Origin of the sequence: Actinomycetospora termitidis (genome assembly GCF_030286555.1) — a bacterium.
GTDB classification, from domain to species: Bacteria; Actinomycetota; Actinomycetes; order Mycobacteriales; family Pseudonocardiaceae; genus Actinomycetospora; species Actinomycetospora termitidis.
This window is the reverse complement of sequence record NZ_JASVWF010000002.1, coordinates 657477-683017: the sequence shown is the minus strand read 5'-3', so window position 1 is coordinate 683017 and position 25541 is coordinate 657477. Positions and strand designations below refer to the sequence as shown.

Sequence of the window (25541 nt, the reverse complement as noted above, 5' to 3'; positions counted from 1 at the left end):
GGTCGTACGTGGCAGCCGCAGATTCCGCTTCCCGCCGTCGCGCCACCGCCACGGCGGAGCAGCCCTCCGGCCCGCTGGGCGTGGTCACCGAGGACGCCGCCGACGCCCCGGCGCGTCCGAAGACCACCCGTGCGAAGACCGCGACGAAGGCGGCCGCGGGCACGGCCGCCAAGGCGCCGGCCAAGAAGGCCCCCGCGAAGAAGGCCGCCCCGGCCAAGAAGGGCGCCAAGACCGAGGGGGCCGAGGGCACCGAGGCCGAGACCCCCGAGGGCGAGCTCGAGGACGCCGCCCCCGGCGACGCCGACCTGACCGAGGAGGTCGAGGCGCTGGGCGCCGAGGTCGTCGTCGAGGAGGTCGAGACCGAGGAGCCCACCGAGGAGGACAAGAAGTCCGGCGACTTCGTCTGGGACGAGGAGGAGTCCGAGGCGCTGCGCCAGGCGCGCAAGGACGCCGAGCTCACCGCCTCGGCCGACTCGGTCCGCGCCTACCTCAAGCAGATCGGCAAGGTGGCGCTGCTCAACGCCGAGGAGGAGGTCGAGCTCGCCAAGCGGATCGAGGCCGGCCTCTACGCGGCGGAGCGGCTGCGCAAGGTCGCCGAGGCCCAGCAGGAGCTCGCGACGCAGATGCGGCGCGACCTGCGGTGGATCGTCCGGGACGGCGAGCGCGCCAAGTCCCACCTGCTCGAGGCGAACCTCCGCCTCGTCGTCTCGCTGGCCAAGCGCTACACCGGCCGGGGCATGGCGTTCCTGGACCTGATCCAGGAGGGCAATCTCGGTCTGATCCGTGCGGTCGAGAAGTTCGACTACACCAAGGGCTACAAGTTCTCGACGTACGCGACGTGGTGGATCCGCCAGGCCATCACCCGCGCGATGGCCGACCAGGCGCGCACCATCCGCATCCCGGTGCACATGGTGGAGGTCATCAACAAGCTCGGCCGCATACAGCGTGAGCTGCTCCAGGACCTCGGGCGCGAGCCCACTCCTGAAGAGCTGGCCAAGGAAATGGACATCACCCCGGACAAGGTGCTGGAGATCCAGCAGTACGCCCGGGAGCCCATCTCGCTGGACCAGACGATCGGCGACGAGGGCGACTCGCAGCTCGGTGACTTCATCGAGGACTCCGAGGCCGTCGTGGCCGTCGACGCGGTGTCCTTCACGCTGCTGCAGGACCAGCTGCAGTCGGTCCTCGCGACGCTCTCCGAGCGCGAGGCGGGCGTCGTGCGGCTGCGCTTCGGCCTCACCGACGGCCAGCCGCGCACCCTCGACGAGATCGGCCAGGTCTACGGCGTGACGCGCGAGCGCATTCGCCAGATCGAGTCGAAGACGATGTCGAAGCTGCGCCACCCGTCGCGCTCGCAGGTGCTGCGCGACTACCTGGACTAGCTCCTTCCCGACGACGGGCCCGGTCACCTCACGGTGGTCGGGCCCGTCGTCGTCCTTCGGTCGGCCGTGCCGTTGCTCCCGGATGCCGGGGTGCCCCACCATGGCGAACTCCTGGGAGTACGGGTGCCGCCATGGGGCTGTCACGGGCGTCGGTCCCGAGCTCCGGTCGGCGCCCCCGTCTGCTCGAACGGCAGCGGGAGCTGACCCGCCTCGATCCGTGGGCACAGTCGGCTCGTCACAGCGGCCTGCTCGCCCTCGTCAGCGGGGGCTGCGGGGATCGGCAAGACCAGCCTCGTCGACGCCTTGCCGGCCGGCCGGCCGGCCGAGCCGGGCAGTCGCCCGGCCGATCTGATCGCCTCCGACGAACGACCCGTGACGCTGTACCGGGCGGTGCTCGACCGTCTCGCGGACCCGGCCGGCACGATCCTCGTGCTCGAGGACCTCCACTGGGCCGACGACGCACCCACTGAGATCAGCGGTCGCGCCTGCCCTGGAGCGGCATCATGATGCGTACGATGAGCTGATGCGGACGACGATCGACCTTCCCGAGGACCTGCACCGGTTCGCGATGTCGATCGCCCGCGACACCGCACGCACCCTGAGCGACGTCGTCGCGGAGCTCATGCGGCGCGGGATGGCGCCCCCGGAGTCACACGGGGTGTCGCGCAGCGAGCGGACAGGGCTCCCCCTGGTCAGGCTCGGTGGCGTCGTGACCGTCGAGGACGTGCGTTCCCTCGAGGACGAGGAGTGACCACGGCGCCACTCCTCGACGCGAACGTGCTCATCGCACTCGTCGTCGCCGACCACGTCCACCACGACGCCGCGGAGCGTTGGCTGCAGCAGTCCGACGCGGGCTTCGCGACCTGCCCGATCACCGAGGGCAGTCTCGTCCGGCAGTTGCTGCGTGGCCGTCTCGACGCCGCTACTGCCCGATCGGTCCTCCGCGCCGTTCACCAGGACCCTCGACACGAGTTCTGGGGCGACGACCTCAGCTTCCTCGACGTCCGCCTCGACGGGGTGATCGGACACCGTCAGGTCACGGACGCCTACCTCGCGGCGCTGGCCCGCGCCCGGGGGAGCACCGTCATCACGTTCGACGCGGGGCTCCGAACGGTGCATCCCGACGTCGCCCGAGCCATCGACGCCGACTGACCGGCTCCGCTTGCGGATCGACACGACGGTCCGTTGGGTGATGGCGTGACGCCCACCCGGTCGACCGACCGCGGCCTCATCGTCGTGCTCAGCGTGCTGTTCGTGCTGCTGTGGGCCTCCGGGTTCATCGCCGCGAAGCTGGCCACCCGCACCACGGACGTCCCGACGGTGCTGTTCTGGCGGTTCGTCATCGCGGCCGCCGTCACCGGGGCCGCAGCGGCCTGGCTGCGGCCGGCGACGCCGCGGGGCCGGGCCCTGGTGCACCTCGTGGTGACCGCACTGCTGCTGCAGGTCGGGGTGTTCTCGGCGGTGTTCACCGGGCTCTCGCGCGGCGTCCCGGCCGGGCTGACGAGCCTGATCGTCGGCCTCGCGCCGCTGCTCGTCGGGCTGCTCACGCCGCTGGTGCTCCGGACCCGGCTCGGCGCCGGCCCGGTGATCGGGCTGCTGATCGGTGCGGTCGGGGTCTACGTCGTGGTGTCCGGCAACCTGACCGGCGGCGGCCCGGTACTGCTGCCCGTGCTGGGCATGGCGTTCCTGACGGCGGGCACGCTCTACCAGAAGCGGTTCAACGACGACACGCCCGTCGCCGCGAGCGTGACCGTCCAGATGGTCACGTCGATGGTCGTCCTGGCCGTGGCGATGCCGTTCCTCTCGCCGCAGTGGCTCCCGACGGGGACCGGTGGCTGGCTCTCGGTGGTGTGGCTCGGCGTGGTCAACTCCGCCGGCACCTTCGCGGTGATGTTCGTGCTGCTGCGCCGGCGCTCCACGGTGCACGTGTCCGCGCTGCTGAACCTCTCCCCCGCGACGACCGCGCTGCTGGCGGTCCCGTTCCTCTCCGAGGCGCTGACGGGCCGGGCGGTGCTCGGGCTGGCGATCGCCCTCGTCGGCATGTTCGTCGGGCTCGGGACGTGGCCCCGCCGTCGTCGGGAACCCGTGCCCGGCAGCAGCGGCCATCCGGTCCGAGCGAAGGGCACCTCCGGTCGATAGAGCCGCCGAAGGGCGCCCACGGCCAGGAGACCGTGCCACTGGCCAGGGGCGCCCAGGGCCCGCCTATCCGACCGAACGGGCCCTTCGCTCGACCGGCGCGACGACACCACCGGCTACCGTGGCGGACGTGCCGATGGAGGAGCGGGTCCGCCCCGACGAGCGCCGCCGCTACGTGTTCCTGCTGTGGTTCAACGCGACGCTGGGCGTGCTGTGGGCGGTCCTGCTCGTGGTGACCGGCGTGTGGTGGTTCGCGGCGCTGCTCGCGGTCTGCCTCGTGCTCGGGGGGCTGTCCGCCTGGGCGTTGTCGGTGCTGAACCGGGAGGGCCTGCGCTGAGCGGGAGGATGATCGCGTGACCTCGATCGCCGACCGTGCCGCCGCCGCCCTGGCCATCCCGCTGCAGGACGCGCTCGGGGCCCGCCCGGCCGACCCCGCCGCGCCCACGGCCGGACTCGTGTTCCCGGTCGAGGGGCTCGCGATCAACCCCGGTGGGACGCTGCACGCGGGCGCGCTCGGCGCGATCCTCGAGCTGCAGGGCTTCCTGACGCTGCTGCCGGAGCTGACCGACGACGAGCACGCCGTCACCCACCACATCTCGACGCAGCTGCTCAGCCCCGGACAGCGGGGCGAGGAGGTCCTGGTGACCGCGGTGCTGGAGCGCCGCACCCGGCGGCTCGGGTTCCTGAGCGCGACGGCGATGGTGGGCGACCGCCTCGTCGCGCGCAGCCAGATCACGAAGTCCGTCATCGCGCTGCGTCAGGGCACGACGACGAACCCCTCCTCCGCGGCGGCGTCGCACAGCTGACGGTCGAAGGCGGCGAACGTGCGGATGCGGTCGTCGGCCCCGGCGGCCGCGCGGGCCGAGGCGAGCTGCACGGCGTCGTACCCCGGCTCCTGGAATGCTCGACCGCATGACCCAGCACCCCGACGCCGACGACATCCCCGGCCCCGACCCGGCGACCGTCCACGAGCGCTCCGTGGCCGTCATCCGCGCGATGGACGACGGGGACCTCCAGGCCGTCGGGGGTCTGCTCGGCGAGCTGGGCGGGCCGGAGGAGTTCGCGGCGCAGGTCGTGAGCCTGGCGAGCCTGGCGCGGCTGCTGCTCGACCAGGTGCCTCGCACCCTGGACGACGACGCGGCCCGTCTGGCCGTCCTCGACGAACTCGCCCGGGTCCTCGTCGCGGCGGAGACGCCCTAGAGACGGCAAGATCTCGTTCCGCCGCGCGGACAGGGGCGGGGACCGATCGGTCCGCGCGTTCCGACGAGATCGTGCAGATCGACTCGCCGCCACACCCACGCCACCGCCGCGATCACGGACGACACCCTGCCGGTGCGCACCGACCCGCCGTCGTGGGCGAAGATCGGGGGGTGAGCGCCGCAGACACCGTGATCCCGGGGAGCCCCGCCTACGCCGACGACGCCGCGCTCGCGCGGGAGCTGGCCGACGCGACCGGACGGCTGCTGCTGGACCTCCGGGCGTCGACGCCGCCGGGCCGGGACCGGGAGTACGCGGGCGACGAGCAGGCGCACCAGTTCCTCACCCGCGAGCTCGCGCGGCTCCGTCCCGACGACGCGGTGCTCTCCGAGGAGGGCTCGCTCGACCCGCACGACCGGCAGGGCGCCCACCGGCTCTGGATCGTCGACCCGCTCGACGGGTCCTCCGGGTTCGGCCGCGGCACCGACGAGTGGGGGGTACACGTGGCCCTCGTCGTCGACGGCCGGCTCGCTGCGGGGGCGGTGGCGATCCCGGGCGCGGACGCGCTGGTCGACTCGGGCACGGTCGAGGCGGTCCCCGACACGCCCCTGGGCGATGAGCTGGCGGTCACCGTCAGCCGCTCACGGCCCCCGCACGAGCTGCGCGCGGTGGAGCGGGCGTTCCGGGTGCGGCTGGTGCGCCGGTCCGCGGCCGGGGTCAAGATGCTCGCAGTGCTGCGCGGCGAGGCCGACGTGTACCTGCACTCCGGCGGGCAGTACGAGTGGGACAACGCCGCGCCGATGGCGGTGGCGATGGCGGCGGGCCTGCTCGCGACCCGCATCGACGGCTCCCCCGTGCCCTACGGGCAGGACGACCCCTACTCCCCCGACCTGCTCATCGCCCGCCCGAGTGTGCACGCGGCGGTGCTCTCGGCGCTCACCGGCGTGCGCTGACCAGCTCCTCGAGGACCTCGACGACGTCCTCGGCCTCCGTGACGCGGTAGACCCGCTGCTCGGGATCGGCGTCGGGATCGGACTCCTCGTCGACGAGGACGCCCAGGTCGGTGTCGGCGAGGCCGGTGAGCGAGTCCGGGTCTGCGTCGACGACGAGGGCCACGCCGCCGAGCTCCCGCCGGAGGGCCCCGACGTCGTCCGGCGCGACCATCCGCAGCCCGCCCTTGGCGCCCGACAGGAACATCAGCTCGGCGACCTCGTCGGCGGGTCGTCGTGAGATGACGGCCACGGTGGTCCCGGGCAGGGCGAGCAGGACGTTGAGCGCCTCGGAGGACTGCTGCAGCGCCCGGTCGTCGCCGAGCGGGGCGAGCGCGCCGTCGAACCCGCAGGCCACGAGCAGGGTCGGGGTCTCGCCGAGCACGGCGACCTCGCCGAGGAGTTCCTCCACGCCCGGGGACACTGCCACCGCGCGATCACCGCGACCAAGATCCCCGGCCCCGCGTGCAGGGTCTGCCTCGGTTCCGTGCGGGTAGACCGGGGGCATGACCTCTCTTCCTGACGACGGGTTGTGCCTGGGCGGCAACGTGTTCGGGTGGACGGCGGACGAGCCGACGTCGTTCGCCCTCCTCGACGCCTTCGTCGACGCCGGCGGCCGCATGATCGACACCGCCGACTCCTACATGGCGCGCGCCGAGGGGAACTCCGGCGGCGAGTCCGAGACCGTGATCGGGAACTGGCTGGCGCGGACGGGGCGCCGCGACGACGTGGTGATCGCGACGAAGGTCGGCTCCTGGGAGCAGCGCAAGGGCCTGCGTCCGGAGAACGTCCGGGCCGCGTGCGACGACTCGCTGCGCCGGCTGCAGACCGACCACATCGACCTGTACTACGCCCACCGCGACGACCCGGACACCCCGCAGGAGGACTACGTCGCGGCGTTCGACGAGCTCGTGCGGGCGGGGAAGGTGCGGGCCGTCGGCGCCTCGAACTTCGACGAGGACCGGCTCGCCTGCGCCCTCGAGCTCGCCGAGAAGCACGACCTGACCCCGTTCAGCGCGGTGCAGCCGCACTACAATCTCGTCGAGCGGGACTACGAACGTGACCTCGCTCCGTTCGTCGACCGCGAGGGCCTGGTCTGCTACCCGTACTTCGGGCTGGCCAAGGGCTTCCTGACCGGCAAGTACCGGCCCGGGCAGGACACCGTCGACTCCGGGGCGTCGTCCGGCGCGATGGCGAGCGCCCGCGCCGAGGGCGCCCGCGCCTACCTCGACGACCACGGCGTGGCCGTGCTCGGGGTGCTCGACGAGATCGCGGCGGCCCACGACGTCCCGGTCGCGGCGGTCTCGCTCGCGTGGCTCGCCGCACAGCCGACCGTCGGGGCACCGATCGCCTCGGGCCGGACGGTCGAGCAGCTGCAGGAGATCCTGCCCGCTGTCTCGCTGCGGCTCACCGACGAGGAGCTGCGGCGCCTCTCGGACGTCTGAGCCGCGCGAGCAGCGCGCGGTGGTCGCTGCCGGGGACGTCGAGCACCTCGACGGACTCGACGCCCACGGCGGCGGACACGAGGACGTGGTCGATCGCGACCCCGAGTCGACGGGACCGCCCCGCGGGCCACGTTCCCACCCGGGCCCGGCCGACCTCCGCGGAGGCCGAGCGGAGGTGGCGCAGGACGGACTGCAGGGCCCGGTGGTCCAGGGTGGCGTTGAGGTCCCCGACGACGACCGTTGGTCGCGGGTCGTCGGCGACCAGACCGGCCAGGCGGGCGAGTTCGCGGCGCCACTCGTGGGTGCGGCGCGGCAGCAGGACGGCGGGGTGCACCGCGAGGACCCGCGTGTCGCCGAGCCCGCCGCCCGTGACCTCGATCCAGCCCGAGGCCGTGTCCCGGGTGACCGCCCGCGCCGTGACGTCACCGAGCCGGGGGGCGACCAGCACCGACGTGCACGCGTGGTCCCCGGCCCCCGCGGCCTCGACCTCGGCGCGGCCCGGAGCGCCGGACCACCCCCGGTACCCGAGGTCGTCGATCTCCGCCGTGAGCGCCCGGCGGAAGCGGTCCCCGGACTCCAGCAGGACCACGACGTCCGGCCGCTCGCACCGCACCAGGTCCCCGAGCGCGACCGGGTCCGCCCGGCCGATCCACACGTTCGCCCCGAGCACGCTCACCGGCTCGCCGTCGGTCGCGCCCTCCCCGGTGCGGGCCCGGTGCCGCACCGCCGACAGGACCACGGCGGCCGCCGCCACGAGGCCCACCCCGGCGCCGGCGGCCCGCCACGGCCCCGGGCGGACCGCCGCCCCGGCGGCGAGGGCGCCCGCACCGAGGGCGAGCCGGCGCCGGAACGCCGTGACGATCGGCCACGGCGCCGTCCGGTCGAGCCCGACCACCTCGGGGAGCAGGACGACGGCGGTGACGAGCGCGCTCGCCGCGGCGCGGCCTCCGGGGTGTCCCACGGGGACCGATGATCGCCGACGGGACGTCGTGTCGGCGCGAGGGACGGCCGCCCCGTCGGGTGATCAGTAGCGCCAGCGCCAGGCGGCGAGGACCTCCTCGGTGTCCTTCTCCGCGGCCCACGCCGCGTCCGCGCGGCGCACCGCGAGGAAGGCGGCCAGGAGGTCGTCACCGAGCACGCCGGCGATGCGCGGGTTCCCGACGAGGGCCTCCTCCTGCTCGGCCTGCGTCCCCGGCAGCCGCTCGACGCCGGCCGCGGCGCGCTGCTTCTTCTTCCACGTGCCCGGGTCCTCGGCGGTCGGCGCCGGCGGCACCAGGTTCTCCTCGATGCCGGCCGCACCCGCCGTCAGGAGGGCGGCGAGCGCGAGGTACGGGTTGGCCGAGGCGTCGGAGACCTTCAGCTCGACGTTGGCGTGGTCCTCGCCGAGCAGCGCCGAGCCCGGCACGTAGCGCAGCGGGGCCTCGCGGTTCTCCACGCCCCAGAACCCGGAGAACGCCCCGGCGAAGAAGCCGGGGCGCTGTCGGGCCAGCGACCCGAGCGACGGTGCGGTGAGCGCGGCGAGCGCGGGCAGGTCGCGCAGCAGTCCGGCGACGTAGCCGGCGCCGGCCGTCCCGCGCGGGCCCTCCGGGCCGCCGGCGAGCAGGTTCTCCCCGCCGCGCCACAGCGACGTGTGCACGTGCCACCCGTTGCCCGCGCCGTTCAGGGTCGGCAGCGGGGCGAAGGAGACCCGCAGGCCGTGGGCCTCCGCCGCCGCGAGGATCGTCTGCCGGGCGAGCAACTGCTGGTCGGCGGCCGTGAGCGGGTCCGTGGCGGCCAGCGAGAGTTCGACCTGCGCCGGCCCGTACTCGGCGTGGACCTGGCCCAGGCGCAGCCCGTTGGCCTCGGCGTCGCGCATCACGGACGCGATGAAGCCGTCGATCGGCAGCAGCGCGTGCGGGCTGTACGCGGGCCCGGAGTGGGCGGCGAGGAGCTCGGTGTCCTCCGGGTCCGTCGCCTGCTCGAAGACCCCGAACTCCATCTCGTAGCCGACCAGCGCGGTGGTGCCGTCGGCGGCGAGCGCCTCGACGACCCGCTCCAGCACGGAGCGCTGGTCGAACGCCCACGGCCCGCCGTCGGCCGTGACCTGCTTCCCGGGCGCCCACGCTAAGGCCGGCTGCCCGGCGAGGCGGGTGATGCGGTCGAGCTGCGGGACCAGGCGGACGTCGCCGGACGCGTTCTGCATGCCCGGAGAGCCGTAGGCGATGGCGTCGTTCGTGTCGAACACCGCGAACAGGTGCGTCACCCCGACGCCCGCCACCGCCACCTGGGGCAGCGCCGACACCGGCACGGTGCGCGAGCGCGGGATGCCGTTGTTGTCGGCCCAGGCGATCGTCAGCCCGACGACCCCGTCGGCGGCCAGCGCCGCGGCGAGCTCCCGGCCGCGGTCGCGCAACTGTTCGGACATGCGTCCCACCCTCTCCCTCGCCCCGTCGGCGCAGGTCAGGCTAGTCAGGAGCCGGCGACTCCCGGCGCAGCGCCACCCCCACGACGACCGCCGCGATGCCCACCGCCTCGAGCGGCGCCGGGATCTGCGCGAGGCCCACCAGCCCCACCACGGTGGCCGTGAGCGGCAGCAGCGCCAGCAGCAGCGCGAATCGCGCCCGGCCGACCCGACGCAGCACCACCTGGTCGAGCACGTAGGGCACGACCGACGACAGGACACCCAGAGCGAGCGCGGAACCCAGCAGCAGCGGCTCCCCCGCGATCGGGGCGGCGGTGAGGGCCAACGGCGAGAGCACGACCGCGGCGACGACGAACCCGATCGCGAGACCGTCGATGCCCTCCCCCGTCGACGCCGACCCGCTCGAGACCCGGGCGCCGAGGACGATGTAGCCCGCCCACAGCAGGGCGGCTAGCAACGCGAACGCCACGCCCGCGGGCGAGCCCTCGAGCCGGACGTCCGCGATCAGCCCGACGCCGAGCACCACCAGCGCCAGCGCCGCCCAGTCCCGGCGACTCCGCGAGCCCAGCGCGGCCACGAGCACCGGCCCGGCGAACTCGATCGCCACCGCGGTGCCGAGCGGCAGCCGGGCGATCGCCTCGTAGAAGACGATGTTCATCCCGGCCGTGACGAGTCCGAACGCACCGGCGAGGAGCACCCGCCGTCGGGACCAGCGGACGCGCTCCCCCCGCGACCACCGCCGGGCCGCCAGCCGCCACACCCCGAGCACGACCGCGGCGCCGGCCAGGCGCAGCCACGCCACGCCCGCGGGCGACACCCGCTCGAACAGTCCGACCGCGAGCGCCGCGCCGACGTACATCGACGCCCCACCGAGCACGAAGAGTAGCGGCGCCGGGAGACCGTTCGTCGTCGAAGATCGACTCACCATCGTGTGGTCCCGCCCCTTCCCGGATAACAGCGGTCGCAATCCGTCGATGAGCGGTACGTGACCGAGGACAAAGCAGCACGTGAACACGAGCGGTCGTCGCCCCGGTCTGACACAGTGGAGGGGCAACGGTCACTCGGCCGGAGCCAGCGGGACCGGTCGTACGGCCGGCTCCCGAACGGAGGGAGATGACGATGCCCGGAACCCTGACCCGGCCAGAACTCACCGCCTCGGACCGATGCGACCGCTGCGGGGCAGCGGCGCGGGTTCGCGCCGTCCTGCCCTCCGGCGGGGAGCTGCTCTTCTGCGGGCACCACGCCCGTGCCCACGAGGCGAAGATGAAGGAGCTCTCCATCGACGTGCAGGCCGGGGAGACGGTCTGACGCGCCGCTGACCTGCGGCGACGGAGATCGCCGCCACGACGCTCGAGCTGACGGCGGGCGGGGACCGGACCGGTCCCCGCCCGCCGTTCCCGTCTGCGCCCCTGTCCGCCCCCGGTCGCGGCGCGCGGCGTCCCGACGGACGGCCCGACACGCCGACCGCGCTCCTGTGACGCGCTCGGTCGGGTGGTTCGGACCGTCACCCGTGGTCGCCGCGGCGACCGACGCCGGGTCCCCGACCCACCTCGGCGACGACCACGGCGTGTGACGATCCGATGTCGCTCGTGACGGGCACGTATCGCAACGTGATCGACACGGCTCGGAGTCGCCACCACGGAGTGTGAAGTCGCTCACAGTCCGGACGGTCCGACCCCGGAGGGTCAGCGCGGCTGCGAGCGCCACGACCGGAGCATGGTGATCCGCTCCTCGATCTGCTCGGCGGTGGCGACCGGGGTGGCCGGGCCGCCGCACGCCTTGCGCAGGTCGCCGTGGATCACGCCGTGCGGCTGGCCGGTGCGGTGGTGGTGGGCGGCGACGAGCGTGTTGAGCTCGCGGCGCAGTTCCTTGAGCTTCTCCGCGGCGGACGGCGTGATCCGGGCCGGCGGAGGCGGGGCGGCGGCGGGCTCGGCGGACGTGCGCGCAGCCTGCTCGTCCAGCTGCTCGCTCTGCCGCCGACGCAGCAGCGCCCGCACCTGGTCGGGGTCGAGCAGCCCCGGCAGCCCGAGGTAGTCCTGCTCCTCGTCGGTGCCCGAGCCGGCGGCGGTGCCGAACGAGGCCCCGTCGTAGATCAGCTGGTCGAGCTCGGCCTCGGCGGAGAGCGCCTCGAACGCCTTCTCCTGCTCCCCCGGCTCGTCCTCGGTGCGGTTCGCGCGCTCGAGCAGCTCGTCGTCGAGGCCCTCCTTCGGCCGGTGCGGCTCGCCGAGGACGTGGTCGCGCTGCAGCTCCAGCTCGCTCGCCAGACCCAGCAGCGTCGGGACGCTGGGCAGGAAGACCGACGCGGTCTCGCCGCTGCGCCGCGAGCGCACGAACCGGCCGACCGCCTGTGCGAAGAACAGCGGGGTCGAGGCGCTGGTGGCGTAGACACCGACGGCCAGGCGCGGCACGTCGACGCCCTCGGAGACCATGCGGACGGCCACGAGCCAGCGGTCGTTCGACGCCGAGAAGGTCGCGATCCGCCCGGAGGCCTTCGGGTCGTCGGAGAGCACGACGACCGGCTCCTCCCCGGAGAGCCGGGCGAGGATCTTCGCGTAGGCCTTGGCGGTGGTGTGGTCGGTCGCGATGACGAGCCCGCCGGCGTCGGGCATCCCGCCCTGGCGCAGCTGGTTGAGCCGCGTGTCGGCGGCCTGCAGGACGGCGGGCATCCAGTCGCCCTTCGGGTCCAGCGCCGTCTTCCAGGCCCGGGAGGTCTGCTCGGCGGTCAGCGGCTCGCCGAGCCGGGCGGTCATCTCCTCGCCGGCGCTGGTGCGCCACGACGCCTGCCCGGAGTAGGCCAGGAACACCACCGGCCGGACGACGCCGTCGGCGAGCGCGTCGGAGTAGCCGTAGGAGTGGTCGGCCTTCGAGCGCAGGGCGCCCGCCGAGTCGGGCTCGTAGGTGATGAACGGGATCGGGCTGTCGTCCGAGCGGAACGGCGTCCCGGTCAGGGCGAGCCGACGGGTCGCGCCCCCGAAGGCCTCCCGCGTGGCCTCGCCCCAGCTCTTCGCGTCCCCGGCGTGGTGGATCTCGTCGAAGATCACCAGGGTGCGCCGCGACTCGGTGCGGTTCATGTGCAGCATCGGGTGCGCGGCGACCTGGGCGTAGGTGACCGCGACGCCGTGGAAGTCCGCGGAGAGCTTCCCGACGGAGTTCGAGTACTCCGGGTCGATCGCGATGCCCGCCCGCGTGGCCGCGCCCGCCCACTGGTGCTTGAGGTGCTCGGTCGGGCACACGATCGTCACCGTGTCGACGGTCCGGTCGCCGAGCAGCTCGGAGGCCACCCGCAGCGCGAAGGTCGTCTTGCCCGCGCCCGGGGTCGCGACCGCGAGGAAGTCCTTGGGGCGCTCCGCGAGGTAGCGGGTCAGGGCCCGCCGCTGCCACTGCCGCAGGGGTGGACCGGACGGCGTGTCCGTCGTCGATCCGGTTCGGCCGGGCGCGCGCGCAGTCAAGGACCCTCCGGGCGGGATGGTGGGCAGGACGAGGCCGGCCTCCCGGCGCGGGAGACCGTCAGGGGCGGACGCTCAGTCGTCGTCCCCGCCGCCGCGCGGCAGCTTCTCGAAGATCTCCTTGCAGGCCGGGCAGACCGGCGAGCCGGGCTTCGGCGAGCGCGTGACCGGGAAGGTCTCACCGCAGAGCGCCACGACCATGGAGCCCATCACCGCGCTCTCGGCCACCTTGTCCTTGCGGACGTAGTGGAACATCTTCGGGTCGTCGTCGTTCGTCCGGTCCGTGGCGTCGGGACGGACGTCGGGGAGGACCGCGGTCTGGCTCATGCCCCTAGTTTGCCTCAGGGGTCCGACGGCGTCAGCCGTCGGTGCCCGTTCGCGGCGGCGCGTGGTCGGGTCCGTCCTGGCGGGACTGCCGGGGACCGTCCGTCCGCTGGGACCGCGCGTCCAGGGCCTCGGCGGCCTCGATGATCCGCGCCTCGCTGACCTCGGGCAGCGCCTTCCGGTCGGCCCGGTAGCGGTTGACCTTCTGCGACTTCTTCGGCGGACGGTCGTTCGCGATGAGCACCGCCACCCAGGGCAGCGGGACCGACAGCACGATGAACGCGACCGCGACCAGGGGCCAGTTGAAGCCGATGCCGAAGACGCCGGCCAGGATGAGGCACGGGATGCGGCACGCCATGATCAGCGAGTACCGCTTCTTCCGGGCGGCGAACTCGTCCTCGAACGAGACGGCCGCCTCGGTGATGAGGACCGGATCGTCGTCGTTCCTCTGGCCTGGTCGCTTCACGCGCACCGCCCTTCCTTCCCGCCACTGTCCCACTTCGGGTCCCCGATGGCATGGCGGGCAATCCCCGGGCGACCGCCCGGATCACCAGGGGCGCAGCACCTCGTCCGCCCAGGCGGCCAGCAGCGGTTCGTCGTGGCTGACCGTGAGCACGCCCAGCCCCCGGTCGACCTCCGCGCCGATCACCGACACGAGCGCCGCCGTGGTGGACGCGTCCAGCATCGCCGTCATCTCGTCGCAGAGCAGGTAGTCCGGCTCCGCGGCGAGCGCCCGCGCGAGGCACGCCCGCTGGAGCTGGCCGTCGGAGACCTCGTGCGGCCGGCGGGTCCGCAGCTCGGCGGTGAGGCCGACTCGGTCGGACAGCTCCGCGGCCCGGGCGTCGAGGACGGCGCGGTCACGCTCCCCGGCGGCGCGCAGCGGTTCGGTCAGGATCTCGGTCAGCGTCAGCCGGGGGTCGGCGGCCGCCCGGGGCTGCTGGAACACGACCCCCACCCGGCGGCGCAGCGCCGCCGGCGCCCGGTAGCGCATCCGCGGCACCGCGGTGCCGTCCACGGCCACCGTGCCCCGCCACGGCGTGTGCAGCAGGGCCAGCATCCGCACGAGCGTCGACTTCCCGCAGCCGCTCGGCCCCGCGATGCCCAGCACCCGACCGGGCTCGACGGCCACGTCCAGCCGCTCGACGACGGCGTGCCCGCGCCGCCACCCGCCGACCAGCCCGCTCCCGACGAGGCTCACGCCGGCACCGCCGGATGGCAGGCGACCGCGCGGTCGCCGTGGTGGACGAGGGCGGGGTCGTCGGTACAGGCGGTGCTCCCGCACCGGGGGCGGAACGGACATCCCGACGGCAGGTCGGACAGCTCCGGCGGGTGCCCCGGCACGGGGACGAAGCCCTCGTCCGGCAGCGCCCCGAGCAGCCCGCGCGTGTACGGGTGCCACGGGCGGGCGAACACCTCCGCCGCCGGCCCGGACTCGACGATGCGGCTCGCGTACATCACGGCGAGGTCGACGGGGCCCTCCGCGGCGATCCGGCGGACCGCCCGCAGGTCGTGGGTGATGAGCAGGACCGCCTTCCCGTCGCGGGCGAGGTCGACGAGCAGGTCGGTCGTGCGGTCCACGAGCGGGCGGTCGAGGCCGGCCGTGGGCTCGTCGGCGAGCACGATCGCCGGGTCGCCGGCGAGCGCCGCGGCGAGCCCGGCCCGCTGCGCGGTGCCGCCGGAGAGCTCGTGCGGGTACATGTCCAGGGCAGCGGCCGGGAGCCCGGCGCGCTCGGCGAGCACCTCGGCCGGCTCGGGGCCGTCCAGCAGCCGCACCGCCTCGCGCAGCTGTGTCCCGATGGTGCGCGTCGGTGTCAGGAAGGTGCCCGCGGACTGTCCCACCAGCCCGACCCGCCGCCCCCGCACCTCGTCCCGCAGCACCGGCTCGGGGGCGGTGAGCAGGTCGAGACCCTCGGGGCGCAGCGCCGCCCGACCGCGTGTCTCCGCGTTGCCCGGCAGCAGCCCGGTCAGCGCCTCGGTGAGCACCGACTTGCCGCACCCGGACTCCCCCACCAGCGCGAGCAGGCGGCCGTGGTGCAGCGTCAGGTCGACCTCGCTCGCGGCGCGCACGAACCGTGGGGGCCCGCCCCGGCGCCCGCGCAGCCCGAACCGCACGTCGAGCCCCTCGACCTCCAGCGCGGCGGTCACAGCGCCATCTCCGAGCGGCGTCGCGGCCGGCTGCGGTCGCGCCACCAGGCCGCGATACCGGCCACGGCCAGCGTCGTCGCCGCGAGCAGGGCCGAGGGGAACACGACGATCCACCAGCTGCCGAGCAGCACCGCCTGCCGTCCTTCCGCGAGGATGTTGCCCAGGCTCGCCAGGTGCGGCGGGAGCCCGAGACCGAGGAACGAGAGCGCAGTCTCGTGCCACACCGCGTGCGGCAGGATCAGCACGCTCGAGAGCACCGCGGGCGGGACGACCGCCGGCAGCAGGTGCCGGCCCAGCACCCGCCGTCGGGACGCGCCGCCGCTGATCGCCGCGTCCACGTAGGGCCGCGACCGCAGGGACAGGACCTCGGACCGCACCACCCGCGCCACCGTCGTCCAGTGCGTCAGCCCGATCGAGGCGATCACCGCCGGCACGCTGCCGCGGTAGAGCGCCACGATGACGATGCCGAGCAGCAGGTGCGGCACCGCGTTCACGCCGTCGACGGCGCGCATCAGGATCCGGTCCGGCCAGCCGCCGAGCAGCCCGGACAGCGCCCCGTACAGCGTGCCGATCACCGTCGAGATCACCGCGCAGGAGGCCGCGACGGTCAACGAGACCCCGAGCCCGGCGAACGAGCGCAGGAACAGGTCCCGTCCGACGGCGTCCGTGCCGAACGGGTGCGCGAGCGACGGCGGCTGCCGGACCGCGGTGTAGTCCACCGCGCCCTGGTCCAGGCCGCCGAGCCACGGGATCAGGATCGCGCCGAGCACGAGCACGACGAGGCCGACGAGCCCGGCGACCAACCGCCCCCGACCGGTCCACGAGGCCCGTGCCCGGAGCGTCCCCGGCCGCCGGTGCCCGGCCGGGCGCCACGTCCTGTCCTTCCCGACGGCGGACGGTGCCGCTGCTCCTCCCCCGTCGCTGCGCTCGCCCCGGTAGGTCGTCAGCTCAGCCATCGGCGGTCACCCTCGGGTCGAGCACCAGCACCGCGACGTCGGCCAGCAGGGCGCCGAGCAGCACCGCAGTGGTGGTGAGCAGCGTCAGCGCCGCGAGCAGCGGGAAGTCGACGGACAGCGCCGCGGTCACGACGGCCGCCGCGATCCCGGGCCACGAGAACACCGTCTCGACCAGCACCGCGCCCGTGACGACCTCCGGGAGCCGGTTGCCGAGCACCGTCACGAACGGGAGCAGCGCGGTCGGCAGGGCGTGGCGCAGCACCACGACCCGTTCCGGCAGCCCGCGGGCCCGGGCCCCGGTGACGTGGTCCTCGTCGAGCGCCCCGAGCAGGGACGAGCGCACGTGCAGCACCAGCCACGGCATCTGCGAGATACCGAGCACGACCGCGGGCAGCACCACGTGCCGGGCGACCTGGCCGAGGGTCGGGGCGGCCCCGGCGTCGGTGAGCCCGGCGACCGGCAGCAGCGGCCACGCGACCGCGAACACCGCGATCGCCCCGAGCGCGAGGACGAACGGCGGCAGGCCCTCGAGCGTGTGCCCGACCGCGGTCACCGCGCGGTCGACCCACCCGCCCTGCCGCCAGGCCGCGGTGACCCCGGCGACCAGGGACAGCACGACGCTGACCACGAGGCCGAGGGTCACCAGCAGCAGCGTCCACGGCAGCCGCTGGGCGATCACCGTCCCGACCGGCTGGCGGAACGAGAGGCTCTGGCCGAGGTCGCCGGAGAGCAGTCCGCCGACCCAGCGGCCGAGCTGGGTCCACACCGAGTCGTTCAGCCCGAGCTGCTCCCGGGCGTTCGCGACGGCGGCGTCGCCCGCGGAGAACACCCCGGCCCCGAAGTACTGGTAGATCGGGTCGAACGGCGACCACGCGGCGAGCAGGAACACCCCGGTGGCGACGACGGCCACCACCGGCACCGCCACCCCGAGGCGCCAGGCCACCAGGATGCCGATCTCGCGGCCGCGCCGCCGGGCCGGCTGCACCGTCGTCACGTCCGCGGCGTCCAGCGCTCGACGTTCCACCACGGACCCCACGTGGTGCCGTGGGTGTGCGGCTCGACGACGGGCTGGTAGCCGTCGAACCGGTCGCGGGTGAGGTAGCTGTGGCCGAGGAAGGTCAGGAACACCATGCCCGGGTCCGCGGCGTAGGCCTGCTGGAAGCGCCGCAGCTCCGCGGCCCGGGTCGCCCGGTCCGGGGCGGCGATCGCCGCGTCGAGCGCCTGGTCGACGGCGGCGTTGCGGTACGAGCCGGGGTTGTTGTAGCCGTCGGCCGCGTTCACCGACGAGAGCAGCTGCCAGGACTTGAACGCCGTGTCGAACGGGTTGCCGCCGCCGAGGACGACCGCGTCGGTCCCGAGGCGCGGGTCGATCGCGTCCCACCCCAGGCCCTCGAGCCGCACGTCCACCCCGATCGCGCGGGCGTCGGAGGCGAACGCCTGCGCGAGGTCGCGGCGCACGGTGTCGGCGGGGTTGTACATGAGCGTGAACCGGGCGGGCAGCGCTCCGCGGGCCCGGATCCCGTCGGCGCCGCGCGTCCAGCCCGCCGCGTCCAGGATCGCGTTCGCCTGCGCCGGGTCGAACGGGAACTGCGCGGCCGGCTCGACCTCTTCGGGCAGCACCTCGGGGATCGGGGTGCTGGCGGGCCGTCCCTGCCCCGCGAGCAGGGCGTCGATCATCCCCTGCCGGTTGACCGCGCGGTTGAGGGCCTGCCGGATCGCCGGGTCGGCGGTGACGGGGTTGCCGAACGGCATCGTGATCGTCCGGTAGTCCGCGCTGGCGTGCTCCCGCAGCACCATGTCCTGGGCCTGGCCCGCGATCCCCTTCGCCAGGGCGGGCGGCAGGACGGTGCCGTCGAACTCCCCGGCCGCGACGCGCTGGGCGCGGGTGTTGTCGTCGGTCGCGAAGACGACGGTGATCCTCCGGACGGCGGGTGCGCCCCCGAAGTAGGACGGGTTCGCCTCGAGCACCATCGACGAGCCCTGGCGCCACTCGACCATCCGATACGGGCCGGTGCCGACCGGCTTCGTGCCCAGCGGCATGTCCGACGCCGGGCCGGGAATCGCCACCGCCTCGGACGGGGCGATCGGGAGCGTGAGCCGCCCGGGGAAGAGCAGGAACGGCCGGGTGAGGTCGAACCGCACCGTGCCGGCGTCGACGGCGACGACGTCGCGCACCATCGAGAAGCCGGAGGCGACCGTCGCCGCCTTCGTCGGGTCGAGCACGGCCTTGTACGTGGCCACGACGTCGGTGGCGTCGAAGGCGGTGCCGTCGTGGAAGGTCACGCCCGGTCGGAGCGGCACGGTCCAGGACAGCCCGTCCGGCGCCGCGACGGGCGCGGAGGCGGCCAGGGCCGGCTGCGGCTCCCGCTGGGCGTCCAGCGCGGTCAGGCCGTCGTAGATCTTCGACGCGCCCTCCTCGCCGTACCCCATGAGCGGGTTGACGTCGTCGGGCTCGTAGCCGTCGGCCAGGACCATGCTCCCCGGGTCGGAGGCGGCGGGACCGGACGTCGGGGCGGAGCAGGCGCCCACGAGCAGGGCGAGGACCGCGGCGGCGGCCAGCGGGACGAAACGGGCGACGATCACGAGCCGGGACGGTAATCACCAGCAAGTGGCAGGAACAAGAACTAGCTTTTACTGAGCATTGGCTGTAGAGACACGACGACCCCCACGGGCCTAAGCCCATGGGGGTCGCCGCCGGCGCGGTGGGTCGTCTGGTCGGAACGATCACCGCGGGTCGTGCGGGAACGGCTCTCAGACGAGCTGCGTCCCCTGGGCGGACTCGAAGCGCTTGGCGGCGTCGGCCCAGTTGACGACGTTCCACCAGGCCTTCACGTAGTCCGGCTTCACGTTGAGGTAGTCCAGGTAGAAGGCGTGCTCCCACATGTCGAGCATGACCACGGGGATGATCCCCAGCGGCACGTTGGCCTGCTGGTCGTAGAGCTGGAAGATGCGCAGCTTCTGGGCGAGCGTGTCGAACCCGAGGATCGACCAGCCCGAGCCCTGGATCGTCGTGGCGACCGACGTGAAGTGCTTCTGGAAGAGCTCGAACGAGCCGAAGTCCCGGTCGATCGCCGACGCGAGCTCCCCGGTGGGCTTGTCGCCGCCGTCCGGGGAGAGGTTCTGCCAGAAGACGGTGTGGTTGATGTGCCCGCCGTAGTTGAAGGCGAGGTTCTTCTCCCACAGCAGCGCCGTCGTGCCGATCGTGTCCTTCTCGCGCGCCTCGGCGAGGGCGTCGATAGCGGAGTTCAGACCGGTGACGTAGGTGTTGTGGTGCTTGTCGTGGTGCAGCTCCATGATCTTGCCCGAGATGTGGGGCTCGAGAGCGCCGTAGTCGTAGGGCAGGTCGGGCAGCGTGTACTCCGCCATCGCTTCGCGCATCTCCTCGAAAGAGTCCGTCGGTGATCGACCCCTGCTTCGCTGTTGCGATCCTGGTGCAACTGGCAGATGACAGCAAGTCGATGGTCCGGGCCGCCGGCGCACGCCGGATCGACCGCTGGACCCGGGATCCCGGGCAGCACCGGGACGCAAACTCCGAAAGCGGCGTGGAGTCAGACCGCGACGGAGGCCGTGAGGCGGCGCAGCGCGGGCCGGTCGCGCACGACGAACGAGCGACGTTGCTTGAGCAGCACGCCCTCGGCGACGAGCCGCGAGAGCTCGCGGGAGGCGGTGACGCGGGTGAGCCCGACGATCGCGGCCAGGTCGTCGACGGCGAGCTGTAGACGCAGGCGGACCAGGCCGTCCGGGCCGGGTTCGCCGTGCGCGTCGACGAGGTGGGACAGCAGCAGCACCATGCGCTCGCGGGCGGGCAGTGCGTCCAGCGCGAGGTGCAGGTGCAGCACGTGCTGCTTGTGCGCGACCCGGCGGGCCACCTCGAGCAGCAGCTCCGGGTCGCTGCGCGCGGCGGCGAGCAGGCTCTCGCGGGTCACCGCGAGGACCTCGGAGTCCACGACGGCGACCGCGGTCGCCGCGCGGGCGGCCCGGTCCACGCACGCGGTCTCCCCGACGCTCGCGCCGGGCTCGGCGTAGCCCAGGACGCGCTCCCCGCCGTCGGGACGCAGTAGCGAGAGCCGGAGCCGACCCGCCGTCAGGACGAACAGGGAGCCGGACAGCTCGCCCTGCCGCATGACGACCTCGCCCGCGCGGAGCCGACGCGACACGCCGAGGGCCGCGAGCCGGGCCGCGACCGGGCCGGTCTCGGCGAGCAGGAAGGGCGAGACCGCGAGTTCCGGTGTGGCGACGGGAACGGGGGACGGCAGGGGGCGCGACACGTCCGACGACCCCCGTCCCGACCCGGACATCCGGGTCGGGACGGAGGCTAACCGGGCGCGACCGCCCGGCCCAGCCCTTCTCTCAGGCAGCGAGACGCGCCGGGGCCTCGGCGCTGATCGACTCGTCGACGGAGTCGGGCAGCAGGAGCGTGCAGGCCAGGCTGACCACGGAGAGACCGGCGAGGAGCAGGCCGATCGCCAGGCTGGACGCGTAGGTGGCGACCAGGGCGGTGGCGATCAGCGGGACCACGCCGCCGCCGAGCACGCCGGCCAGGTTGTAGGCCATGCCGGCGCCGGTGTAGCGGTACCGGGTGGGGAACAGCTCGGGCAGCTGCGCACCGATCGGGCCGTAGGCGATGCCGACGACGCCGAGCACCACCGAGAGCCCGAGCCCGAACGAGGCGGCCGTGCCGAGGTCGATGATCGGGAACGCGACGAGACCGCCGACCACGGACACCGCGTTGCCGATGATCACCATGCGACGGCGCCCGACGCGGTCGGACAGGATCGCGCCGGCGATCGTCGTGCCCGCGAACACCAGCCCGCCGACGATCCCCATCGCGAGCACCGTCGGGCGGGGCAGCCCGAGCTCCTGCGTGCCGTAGCTGGTCAGGTAGGTGACGCCGATGTAGAAGAAGGCGAACACCGCCATCGTCGAGCCCGCGCCGAGCAGGACCTCCTTGGGCTGGCGGGTCAGGACGTCGGTGACGGGGAGCCTGCGCGCCCCGCCCTCGGCCTCGTTGCGCCGGGAGAACGCGGCCGTCTCGGTGATCGCGAGGCGCACGTACAGGCCGAGCGCCACGAGGACGACGCTGCCGATGAACGGGATGCGCCAGCCCCAGGCCAGGAAGGCCTCGTTGGACATGGTCAGAGCGGTCGTCAGGAAGGTGGCACTGGCGAGCGCGAACGCGACCGACGGCCCCAGCTGCGGGTAGAGCGCGTACTTGCCGCGCACCTTCGCGGGCGAGTTCTCCGCGGTGAGCAGCGTGGCGCCGGCCCACTCCCCGCCGACCGCGAGGCCCTGCAGGATGCGCAGCAGCACGAGCAGCACGGGCGCGAGCCAGCCGATCAGCCCGGTGGAGGGCAGCAGGCCGATCGCCAGCGTCGAGAGACCCATCAGCAGCAGCGTCGTGACCAGCGTGCGCTTGCGGCCGAGCCGGTCGCCGAAGTGCCCGAACAGCACGGAGCCGAACGGCCGCGCCACGAAGGCGACGCCGAAGGTCGCGAGCGCCAGCGCGGTGCCGGCCGCCGCCCCCAGCTCGGGGAAGAAGACCTTGTTGAACACGAGCGCGGCGGCCGTGCCGTAGATGAAGAAGTCGTAGAACTCGATGACCGTGCCGGTCATGCTCGCGAGCGCGATGCGGCGCATCGGCGGTGCGCTCGGTGATGCCGCGTGGTCCGAAGTGGTCAACGAGCCCTCCCGGGTCGAACGTGGTGTCACACGCAGTATCGGGAGGAATCGGACCGCGATCTGTATCACAGACTACAGACGGGGCACGTCGCGCACGTTTCCTGAGGAACGTCGGGGCTCGCGCAAGAGCCGGAGGCCGTTCAGCGCGACCAGGATCGTCGACCCCTCGTGCCCCGCGACACCGAGCGCGAGCGGCAGGTGCCCGACGAGGTCCCACGTCACGAGCCCGACGATCAGGGTGCCCGCGATCACCAGGTTGGCGACGACGATGCGGCGGGCCCGCCGCGCGAGGTCCAGCAGCCAGGGCAGCCGGGCGAGGTCTGCGGAGAGGACGACGACGTCCGCGGCCCGCATCGTGAGGTCCGACCCGCGCATCGCCACCCCCACGTCCGCGGCCGCGAGGGCCGGGGCGTCGTTCACCCCGTCCCCGACCACCGCGACGGTGCGGCCGGGTCGCCGGACGTCGGCCACCACGTCGACCTTGTCCTCCGGCAGGAGTTCCGCGCGCACGTCCGCCACCCCGATCCGCCGCCCGACCTCGCGCGCCGGGCCGGGTGCGTCCCCCGTGGCGAGGACGGGCGGGACGACGGTGCGCGCGGCGAGCGCGCCGACCGCGTCCGCGGCGTCGGGCCGCAGCGCGTCGGCGATCTCCAGGGTGCCGAGCACGGACCCGTCGTCCAGGTCGGTCACGGCGACCGGGGTGGTGGTGGCGGCCGGCTGCGAGGAGGCCCGCCCGACCCCGATCCGGCGGCCGCCGACGACCCCGCGCACCCCGACGCCGGGGGCGGCGACGAAGTCCTCGACGGGCGGGACCGTGAGCCCGCGCTCGCACGCCGCTGCGACGACGGCGCGGCCCAGCGGGTGCTCGCTGCCGGTCTCGACGGCGGCCGCGAGGCGCAGCACCTCGTCGTCGGGAACCCCGACCACCCGCGGACGCCCCTCGGTGACGGTGCCCGTCTTGTCCAGCACGACCGCGTCCACGTCGGCGAGGCGCTCCATCACCTGCGCCGAGCGGACGAGCAGGCCCCGCCGCCCCGCCCGCGCGGCCGCGGCGAGCAGCGGCGGCATCGTCGCGAGCACCAGGGCGCAGGGCGACGCGACGATCATGAACGTCATCGCCCGCAGGAGGGCGTCGTCCAACGACGATCCCAGGGCGAGCGGGACCGCGAAGATCGCGAGCGTCGCCACCACGACCCCGACCGAGTACCGCTGCTCGACCTTCTCGACGAACAGCTGCGTGCGCGCCTTCGTCCGGGACGCCTCCTCGACCAGCACCGCGATCCGGGCGACGACGGACTCCGCCGCCGGTCGCGACACCCGCACGCGCAGCGTGCCCCCGGTGGCGACGGTGCCCGCGTAGACCTCGGTGCCGACGCCCGCCGGGACCGGCAACGGCTCGCCGGTGATGCTCGCCCGGTCGATCTCGGCCGCCCCCTCGACGACCAGCCCGTCCGCGGGGATCGCGGCGCCCGGCCGGACCACCACGACGTCGCCGACGGCGAGGTCGGCCGCTTCGCACACCGCCTCGGACCCGTCGTCGGCGACCCGTGTGGCGGTCTCCGGGGCCGTCGAGAGCAGGCCCCCCACCGACCGCTCGGTCCGCGCGGTCGCCCACGCCTCGAGCGCACCCGACGTCGCGAAGATGACGATCAGCAGGGCACCGTCGAGCACCTGGCCGATCGCGGCCGCGCCGAGCGCCGCGACGACCATGAGCAGGTCGACGTCGAGCGTCCGCTCCCGCAGCGCCCGCAGCCCCTCCACCGCCGGCTCCCACCCCCCGGCGAGGTAGCAGACCGCGAGCACCGGCCCCGACGCCCACGCGGGTGCGTCCGCCAGCCACAGCAGCCCGCCGACCACGAACGCAGCCAGCGCGATCGCGGCCCAGCGGACCTCGGGCAGGCCGAGCAGCTCCGCCCGGGCGGCGGGCGCGGCCGTGGGGCTCGGACGGACGTCGAGGGCGGTCACGGTCACTCACGCTACACACGAATGAATGCTCGTTCATACTTTCATGTCTGACCAACCGCTGAGGTGAGTAGGCTCCGCGCATGGGCCACGGCAGGGACGGCGCCGCCGCGACGACGCTCGCCCCAGCCGGGGTGGAGGCGATCGCGCGCACGATGCACGCCCTTTCCACCCCCAGCCGGGTCCAGCTGCTGCTGCGGCTGCGCGTGGAGCCGCGCACCGTCGGTGAACTCGTCGAGGACGTCGGGATGGAGCAGTCCGCGGTGTCCCACCAGCTGCGCGTGCTGCGACACCTCGGGCTGGTCGTCGGCGAGCGGGCCGGGCGCCAGATCCGCTACCGGCTGCACGACGACCACGTGGCCCAGCTGCTCGACGAGGCCGTCTTCCACGTCGAGCACCTGACCGCGGCCACCCCGTCGGAGTAACGCCGTCGGGAACCCGTCGTTGGGCGGGCGTGAACCTCGCCCGGCGGATCGGCCTGTTCCTCGTGGTGCTGCTGCTCGGGATCGGAGCCGCGAGCGGGTCGGCCGCGGCGAACGACGGCCCGGCGCTGAGCGTCCCGGCGGACGCGCTGCGGCAGAGCCTGGCCTGCCACGGCGACCTGGCCGCCCGGCAGCCGGTCCTGCTCATCCCCGGGACGACGCTGACGCCGGCCGAGTTCGACTGGAACTACGCGCGGGCGTTCACCGCGACCGGCCGGCCGTTCTGCAGCGTGACGCTGCCGCAGAACGCGCTCGGGGACCTCCAGGTCGCCGCCGAGTACGTGGTGTCGGCGATCCGCACGATGTCCGAGCGGGCCGGCGGGAAGATCGACCTGCTCGGGCACAGCCAGGGCGGGATGATCGGGCGCTGGGCGCTGAAGTTCTTCCCCGACACCCGCGGGAAGGTCGACGACTACGTGGCCCTCGCCCCGTCGACCCGCGGCACGGTCGACGCCCCGCTCGTGTGCGCGGTCCCGGCCGTCGGCTGCGCCCCGGCGATCTGGCAGCAGGCGCCTCGGTCGCGCTTCCTCGCAGCGCTCAACGCAGGTGGCGAGACCGTCCCGGGCGTCGACTACACCGTGGCCTACACGATCTACGACGAGATCGTGGTGCCGAACCTGGCCGTCCCGCGCGGGGTGCCGGTGGACGCCACGCCGCCCGCGAACTCGCCGATCCGTGGTGGCGGCGACCGCGTCAGCAACATCTCGCTGCAGGGGCTGTGCGGCGTGACCCGGGTGGTCGACCACTTCGGGATCGGCACGTCCGACGCGGTCGCCTACGCGATCGCCGTCGACGCGCTCGACCACGACGGCCCGGCGCAGGCCGACCGGATCGGCCGCGGGGTGTGCCTCCGGCCGTTCCAGCCCGGCGTGAACCCGGTGACGTTCCCGCTCGACTTCGCGGGGCTCGTCGCCTCGGCCGGCACCGCGCTGGCGACGGGGCCGTTCGTGCCCCGGGAGCCGGCACTCGCGCCGTACGCCCAGGGCGCCGGTTAGCC

29 protein-coding genes are annotated in these 25541 nt (G+C 74.2%); 13 read left to right on the top strand and 16 right to left on the bottom strand.

The features are described 5' to 3' along the window. The first annotated feature begins 8 nt into the window (after positions 1-8). From QRT03_RS11160 to QRT03_RS11120, 9 genes are all read left to right on the top strand, one after another. The gene (locus QRT03_RS11160) at positions 9-1382 is read left to right on the top strand and encodes an RNA polymerase sigma factor (RefSeq protein ID WP_286052821.1); all 1374 of its coding nucleotides are present in this window, start codon (positions 9-11) and stop codon (positions 1380-1382) included. Positions 1383-1754: 372 nt separating this feature from the next. After that, the gene (locus QRT03_RS11155; protein ID WP_286052820.1) at positions 1755-1889 is read left to right on the top strand and encodes a hypothetical protein; all 135 of its coding nucleotides are present in this window, start codon (positions 1755-1757) and stop codon (positions 1887-1889) included. A gap of 16 nt (positions 1890-1905) precedes the next feature. After that, a complete protein-coding gene (locus tag QRT03_RS11150; protein ID WP_286052818.1) occupies positions 1906-2133 on the top strand; it encodes an antitoxin in 228 nt (75 codons plus the stop codon). Next, positions 2130-2534: a TA system VapC family ribonuclease toxin gene (locus QRT03_RS11145; RefSeq protein ID WP_286052817.1), complete on the top strand. Its 405-nt coding sequence runs from the start codon at positions 2130-2132 to the stop codon at positions 2532-2534. Before QRT03_RS11150 ends, QRT03_RS11145 begins: the two co-directional genes overlap by 4 nt. Positions 2535-2579: 45 nt before the next feature. Beyond that, a complete protein-coding gene (locus tag QRT03_RS11140) occupies positions 2580-3521 on the top strand; it encodes a DMT family transporter (RefSeq protein WP_286052815.1) in 942 nt (313 codons plus the stop codon). 127 nt (positions 3522-3648) lie between these two features. Beyond that, complete coding sequence (locus QRT03_RS11135; protein WP_286052814.1) at positions 3649-3855, top strand: hypothetical protein; 207 nt, start codon at positions 3649-3651, stop codon at positions 3853-3855. Between the two features lie 16 nt (positions 3856-3871). Further along, on the top strand, positions 3872-4324 hold the full coding sequence (locus QRT03_RS11130; RefSeq protein WP_286052813.1) for a PaaI family thioesterase: 453 nt from the start codon (positions 3872-3874) through the stop codon (positions 4322-4324). A 106-nt stretch (positions 4325-4430) separates the two neighbouring features. Further along, positions 4431-4718, top strand: coding sequence for a hypothetical protein (locus tag QRT03_RS11125; protein WP_286052811.1), 288 nt, complete (start codon positions 4431-4433; stop codon positions 4716-4718). 170 nt (positions 4719-4888) lie between these two features. Next, on the top strand, positions 4889-5668 hold the full coding sequence (locus tag QRT03_RS11120; RefSeq protein ID WP_286052810.1) for a 3'(2'),5'-bisphosphate nucleotidase CysQ: 780 nt from the start codon (positions 4889-4891) through the stop codon (positions 5666-5668). Here QRT03_RS11120 and QRT03_RS11115 read toward each other — a convergent pair. After that, complete coding sequence (locus tag QRT03_RS11115) at positions 5652-6134, bottom strand: HAD family hydrolase (protein WP_286052808.1); 483 nt, start codon at positions 6132-6134, stop codon at positions 5652-5654. The two genes, QRT03_RS11120 and QRT03_RS11115, sit on opposite strands and share 17 nt — an antisense overlap. A gap of 76 nt (positions 6135-6210) precedes the next feature. Here QRT03_RS11115 and QRT03_RS11110 point away from each other — a divergent pair, with 76 nt between their 5' ends. Beyond that, a complete protein-coding gene (locus QRT03_RS11110; RefSeq protein WP_286052807.1) occupies positions 6211-7149 on the top strand; it encodes an aldo/keto reductase in 939 nt (312 codons plus the stop codon). On the opposite strand, the gene QRT03_RS11105 is transcribed toward QRT03_RS11110, so the two are convergent. The 3 genes from QRT03_RS11105 to QRT03_RS11095 all read right to left on the bottom strand — a co-directional run bounded on the left by QRT03_RS11105 (position 7112) and on the right by QRT03_RS11095 (position 10478). Then, positions 7112-8110, bottom strand: a complete 999-nt coding sequence (locus QRT03_RS11105; RefSeq protein WP_286052806.1) for an endonuclease/exonuclease/phosphatase family protein — start codon at positions 8108-8110, stop codon at positions 7112-7114. The genes QRT03_RS11110 and QRT03_RS11105 overlap by 38 nt on opposite strands. A gap of 63 nt (positions 8111-8173) precedes the next feature. Further along, positions 8174-9553 (bottom strand): type I glutamate--ammonia ligase, encoded by a 1380-nt coding sequence (locus QRT03_RS11100; protein WP_286052804.1) that lies wholly within the window; start codon positions 9551-9553, stop codon positions 8174-8176. A 40-nt stretch (positions 9554-9593) separates the two neighbouring features. Continuing rightward, positions 9594-10478 (bottom strand): EamA family transporter, encoded by an 885-nt coding sequence (locus QRT03_RS11095; protein ID WP_286052803.1) that lies wholly within the window; start codon positions 10476-10478, stop codon positions 9594-9596. Positions 10479-10663: 185 nt separating this feature from the next. Between QRT03_RS11095 and QRT03_RS11090 the strand changes: the two genes are divergently transcribed. Further along, positions 10664-10858: a DUF7455 domain-containing protein gene (locus tag QRT03_RS11090; RefSeq protein ID WP_286052802.1), complete on the top strand. Its 195-nt coding sequence runs from the start codon at positions 10664-10666 to the stop codon at positions 10856-10858. Between the two features lie 377 nt (positions 10859-11235). Here the strand turns inward: QRT03_RS11090 and QRT03_RS11085 are convergent, their stop codons facing one another. The 12 genes from QRT03_RS11085 to QRT03_RS11030 form a co-directional block, all read right to left on the bottom strand. Then, positions 11236-12999 carry a DEAD/DEAH box helicase gene (locus tag QRT03_RS11085; protein WP_286052800.1) on the bottom strand — a complete coding sequence of 588 codons (1764 nt, stop codon included), beginning with the start codon at positions 12997-12999 and terminating at the stop codon, positions 11236-11238. Positions 13000-13071: 72 nt separating this feature from the next. Continuing rightward, positions 13072-13323, bottom strand: a complete 252-nt coding sequence (locus tag QRT03_RS11080) for a DUF3039 domain-containing protein (protein WP_286052798.1) — start codon at positions 13321-13323, stop codon at positions 13072-13074. Between the two features lie 31 nt (positions 13324-13354). Then, positions 13355-13786 carry a DUF3099 domain-containing protein gene (locus QRT03_RS11075; protein WP_286052797.1) on the bottom strand — a complete coding sequence of 144 codons (432 nt, stop codon included), beginning with the start codon at positions 13784-13786 and terminating at the stop codon, positions 13355-13357. 81 nt (positions 13787-13867) lie between these two features. Then, positions 13868-14518: an ABC transporter ATP-binding protein gene (locus tag QRT03_RS11070; protein WP_286052795.1), complete on the bottom strand. Its 651-nt coding sequence runs from the start codon at positions 14516-14518 to the stop codon at positions 13868-13870. Then, on the bottom strand, positions 14515-15465 hold the full coding sequence (locus tag QRT03_RS11065) for an oligopeptide/dipeptide ABC transporter ATP-binding protein (protein WP_286052794.1): 951 nt from the start codon (positions 15463-15465) through the stop codon (positions 14515-14517). Before QRT03_RS11065 ends, QRT03_RS11070 begins: the two co-directional genes overlap by 4 nt. After that, the gene (locus QRT03_RS11060; RefSeq protein ID WP_286052793.1) at positions 15462-16421 is read right to left on the bottom strand and encodes an ABC transporter permease; all 960 of its coding nucleotides are present in this window, start codon (positions 16419-16421) and stop codon (positions 15462-15464) included. The genes QRT03_RS11065 and QRT03_RS11060 overlap by 4 nt, the downstream gene beginning before the upstream one ends. Next, complete coding sequence (locus tag QRT03_RS11055; protein WP_286052792.1) at positions 16414-17448, bottom strand: ABC transporter permease; 1035 nt, start codon at positions 17446-17448, stop codon at positions 16414-16416. Before QRT03_RS11055 ends, QRT03_RS11060 begins: the two co-directional genes overlap by 8 nt. Next, positions 17412-19004, bottom strand: a complete 1593-nt coding sequence (locus QRT03_RS11050; protein WP_286052791.1) for an ABC transporter substrate-binding protein — start codon at positions 19002-19004, stop codon at positions 17412-17414. Before QRT03_RS11050 ends, QRT03_RS11055 begins: the two co-directional genes overlap by 37 nt. Positions 19005-19172: 168 nt before the next feature. Then, entirely contained in the window at positions 19173-19787 is a 615-nt protein-coding gene (locus QRT03_RS11045; protein ID WP_286053348.1) for a superoxide dismutase, read from the bottom strand. Positions 19788-19969: 182 nt separating this feature from the next. Further along, the gene (locus tag QRT03_RS11040; RefSeq protein ID WP_286052790.1) at positions 19970-20689 is read right to left on the bottom strand and encodes a Crp/Fnr family transcriptional regulator; all 720 of its coding nucleotides are present in this window, start codon (positions 20687-20689) and stop codon (positions 19970-19972) included. A gap of 82 nt (positions 20690-20771) precedes the next feature. Beyond that, the gene (locus QRT03_RS11035; protein WP_286052789.1) at positions 20772-22100 is read right to left on the bottom strand and encodes an MFS transporter; all 1329 of its coding nucleotides are present in this window, start codon (positions 22098-22100) and stop codon (positions 20772-20774) included. A 72-nt stretch (positions 22101-22172) separates the two neighbouring features. Then, positions 22173-24065, bottom strand: coding sequence for a heavy metal translocating P-type ATPase (locus tag QRT03_RS11030; RefSeq protein WP_286052788.1), 1893 nt, complete (start codon positions 24063-24065; stop codon positions 22173-22175). Between the two features lie 80 nt (positions 24066-24145). On the opposite strand from QRT03_RS11030, the gene QRT03_RS11025 reads away from it, so the two are divergent. After that, complete coding sequence (locus QRT03_RS11025) at positions 24146-24487, top strand: ArsR/SmtB family transcription factor (RefSeq protein WP_286052787.1); 342 nt, start codon at positions 24146-24148, stop codon at positions 24485-24487. Between the two features lie 29 nt (positions 24488-24516). Beyond that, complete coding sequence (locus QRT03_RS11020; protein ID WP_286052786.1) at positions 24517-25539, top strand: esterase/lipase family protein; 1023 nt, start codon at positions 24517-24519, stop codon at positions 25537-25539. The last annotated feature ends 2 nt before the right edge of the window (positions 25540-25541 follow it).

Coding starts and splice junctions, on each gene's coding strand:
- QRT03_RS11025 (WP_286052787.1), top strand. CDS start 24,146: ATGGGCCACGGCAGGGACGGCGCCGCCGCGACGACGCTCGCCCCAGCC.
- QRT03_RS11095 (WP_286052803.1), bottom strand. CDS start 10,478: ATGGTGAGTCGATCTTCGACGACGAACGGTCTCCCGGCGCCGCTACTC.
- QRT03_RS11045 (WP_286053348.1), bottom strand. CDS start 19,787: ATGGCGGAGTACACGCTGCCCGACCTGCCCTACGACTACGGCGCTCTC.
- QRT03_RS11060 (WP_286052793.1), bottom strand. CDS start 16,421: ATGGCTGAGCTGACGACCTACCGGGGCGAGCGCAGCGACGGGGGAGGA.
- QRT03_RS11090 (WP_286052802.1), top strand. CDS start 10,664: ATGACGATGCCCGGAACCCTGACCCGGCCAGAACTCACCGCCTCGGAC.
- QRT03_RS11080 (WP_286052798.1), bottom strand. CDS start 13,323: ATGAGCCAGACCGCGGTCCTCCCCGACGTCCGTCCCGACGCCACGGAC.
- QRT03_RS11110 (WP_286052807.1), top strand. CDS start 6,211: ATGACCTCTCTTCCTGACGACGGGTTGTGCCTGGGCGGCAACGTGTTC.
- QRT03_RS11150 (WP_286052818.1), top strand. CDS start 1,906: ATGCGGACGACGATCGACCTTCCCGAGGACCTGCACCGGTTCGCGATG.
- QRT03_RS11100 (WP_286052804.1), bottom strand. CDS start 9,553: ATGTCCGAACAGTTGCGCGACCGCGGCCGGGAGCTCGCCGCGGCGCTG.
- QRT03_RS11125 (WP_286052811.1), top strand. CDS start 4,431: ATGACCCAGCACCCCGACGCCGACGACATCCCCGGCCCCGACCCGGCG.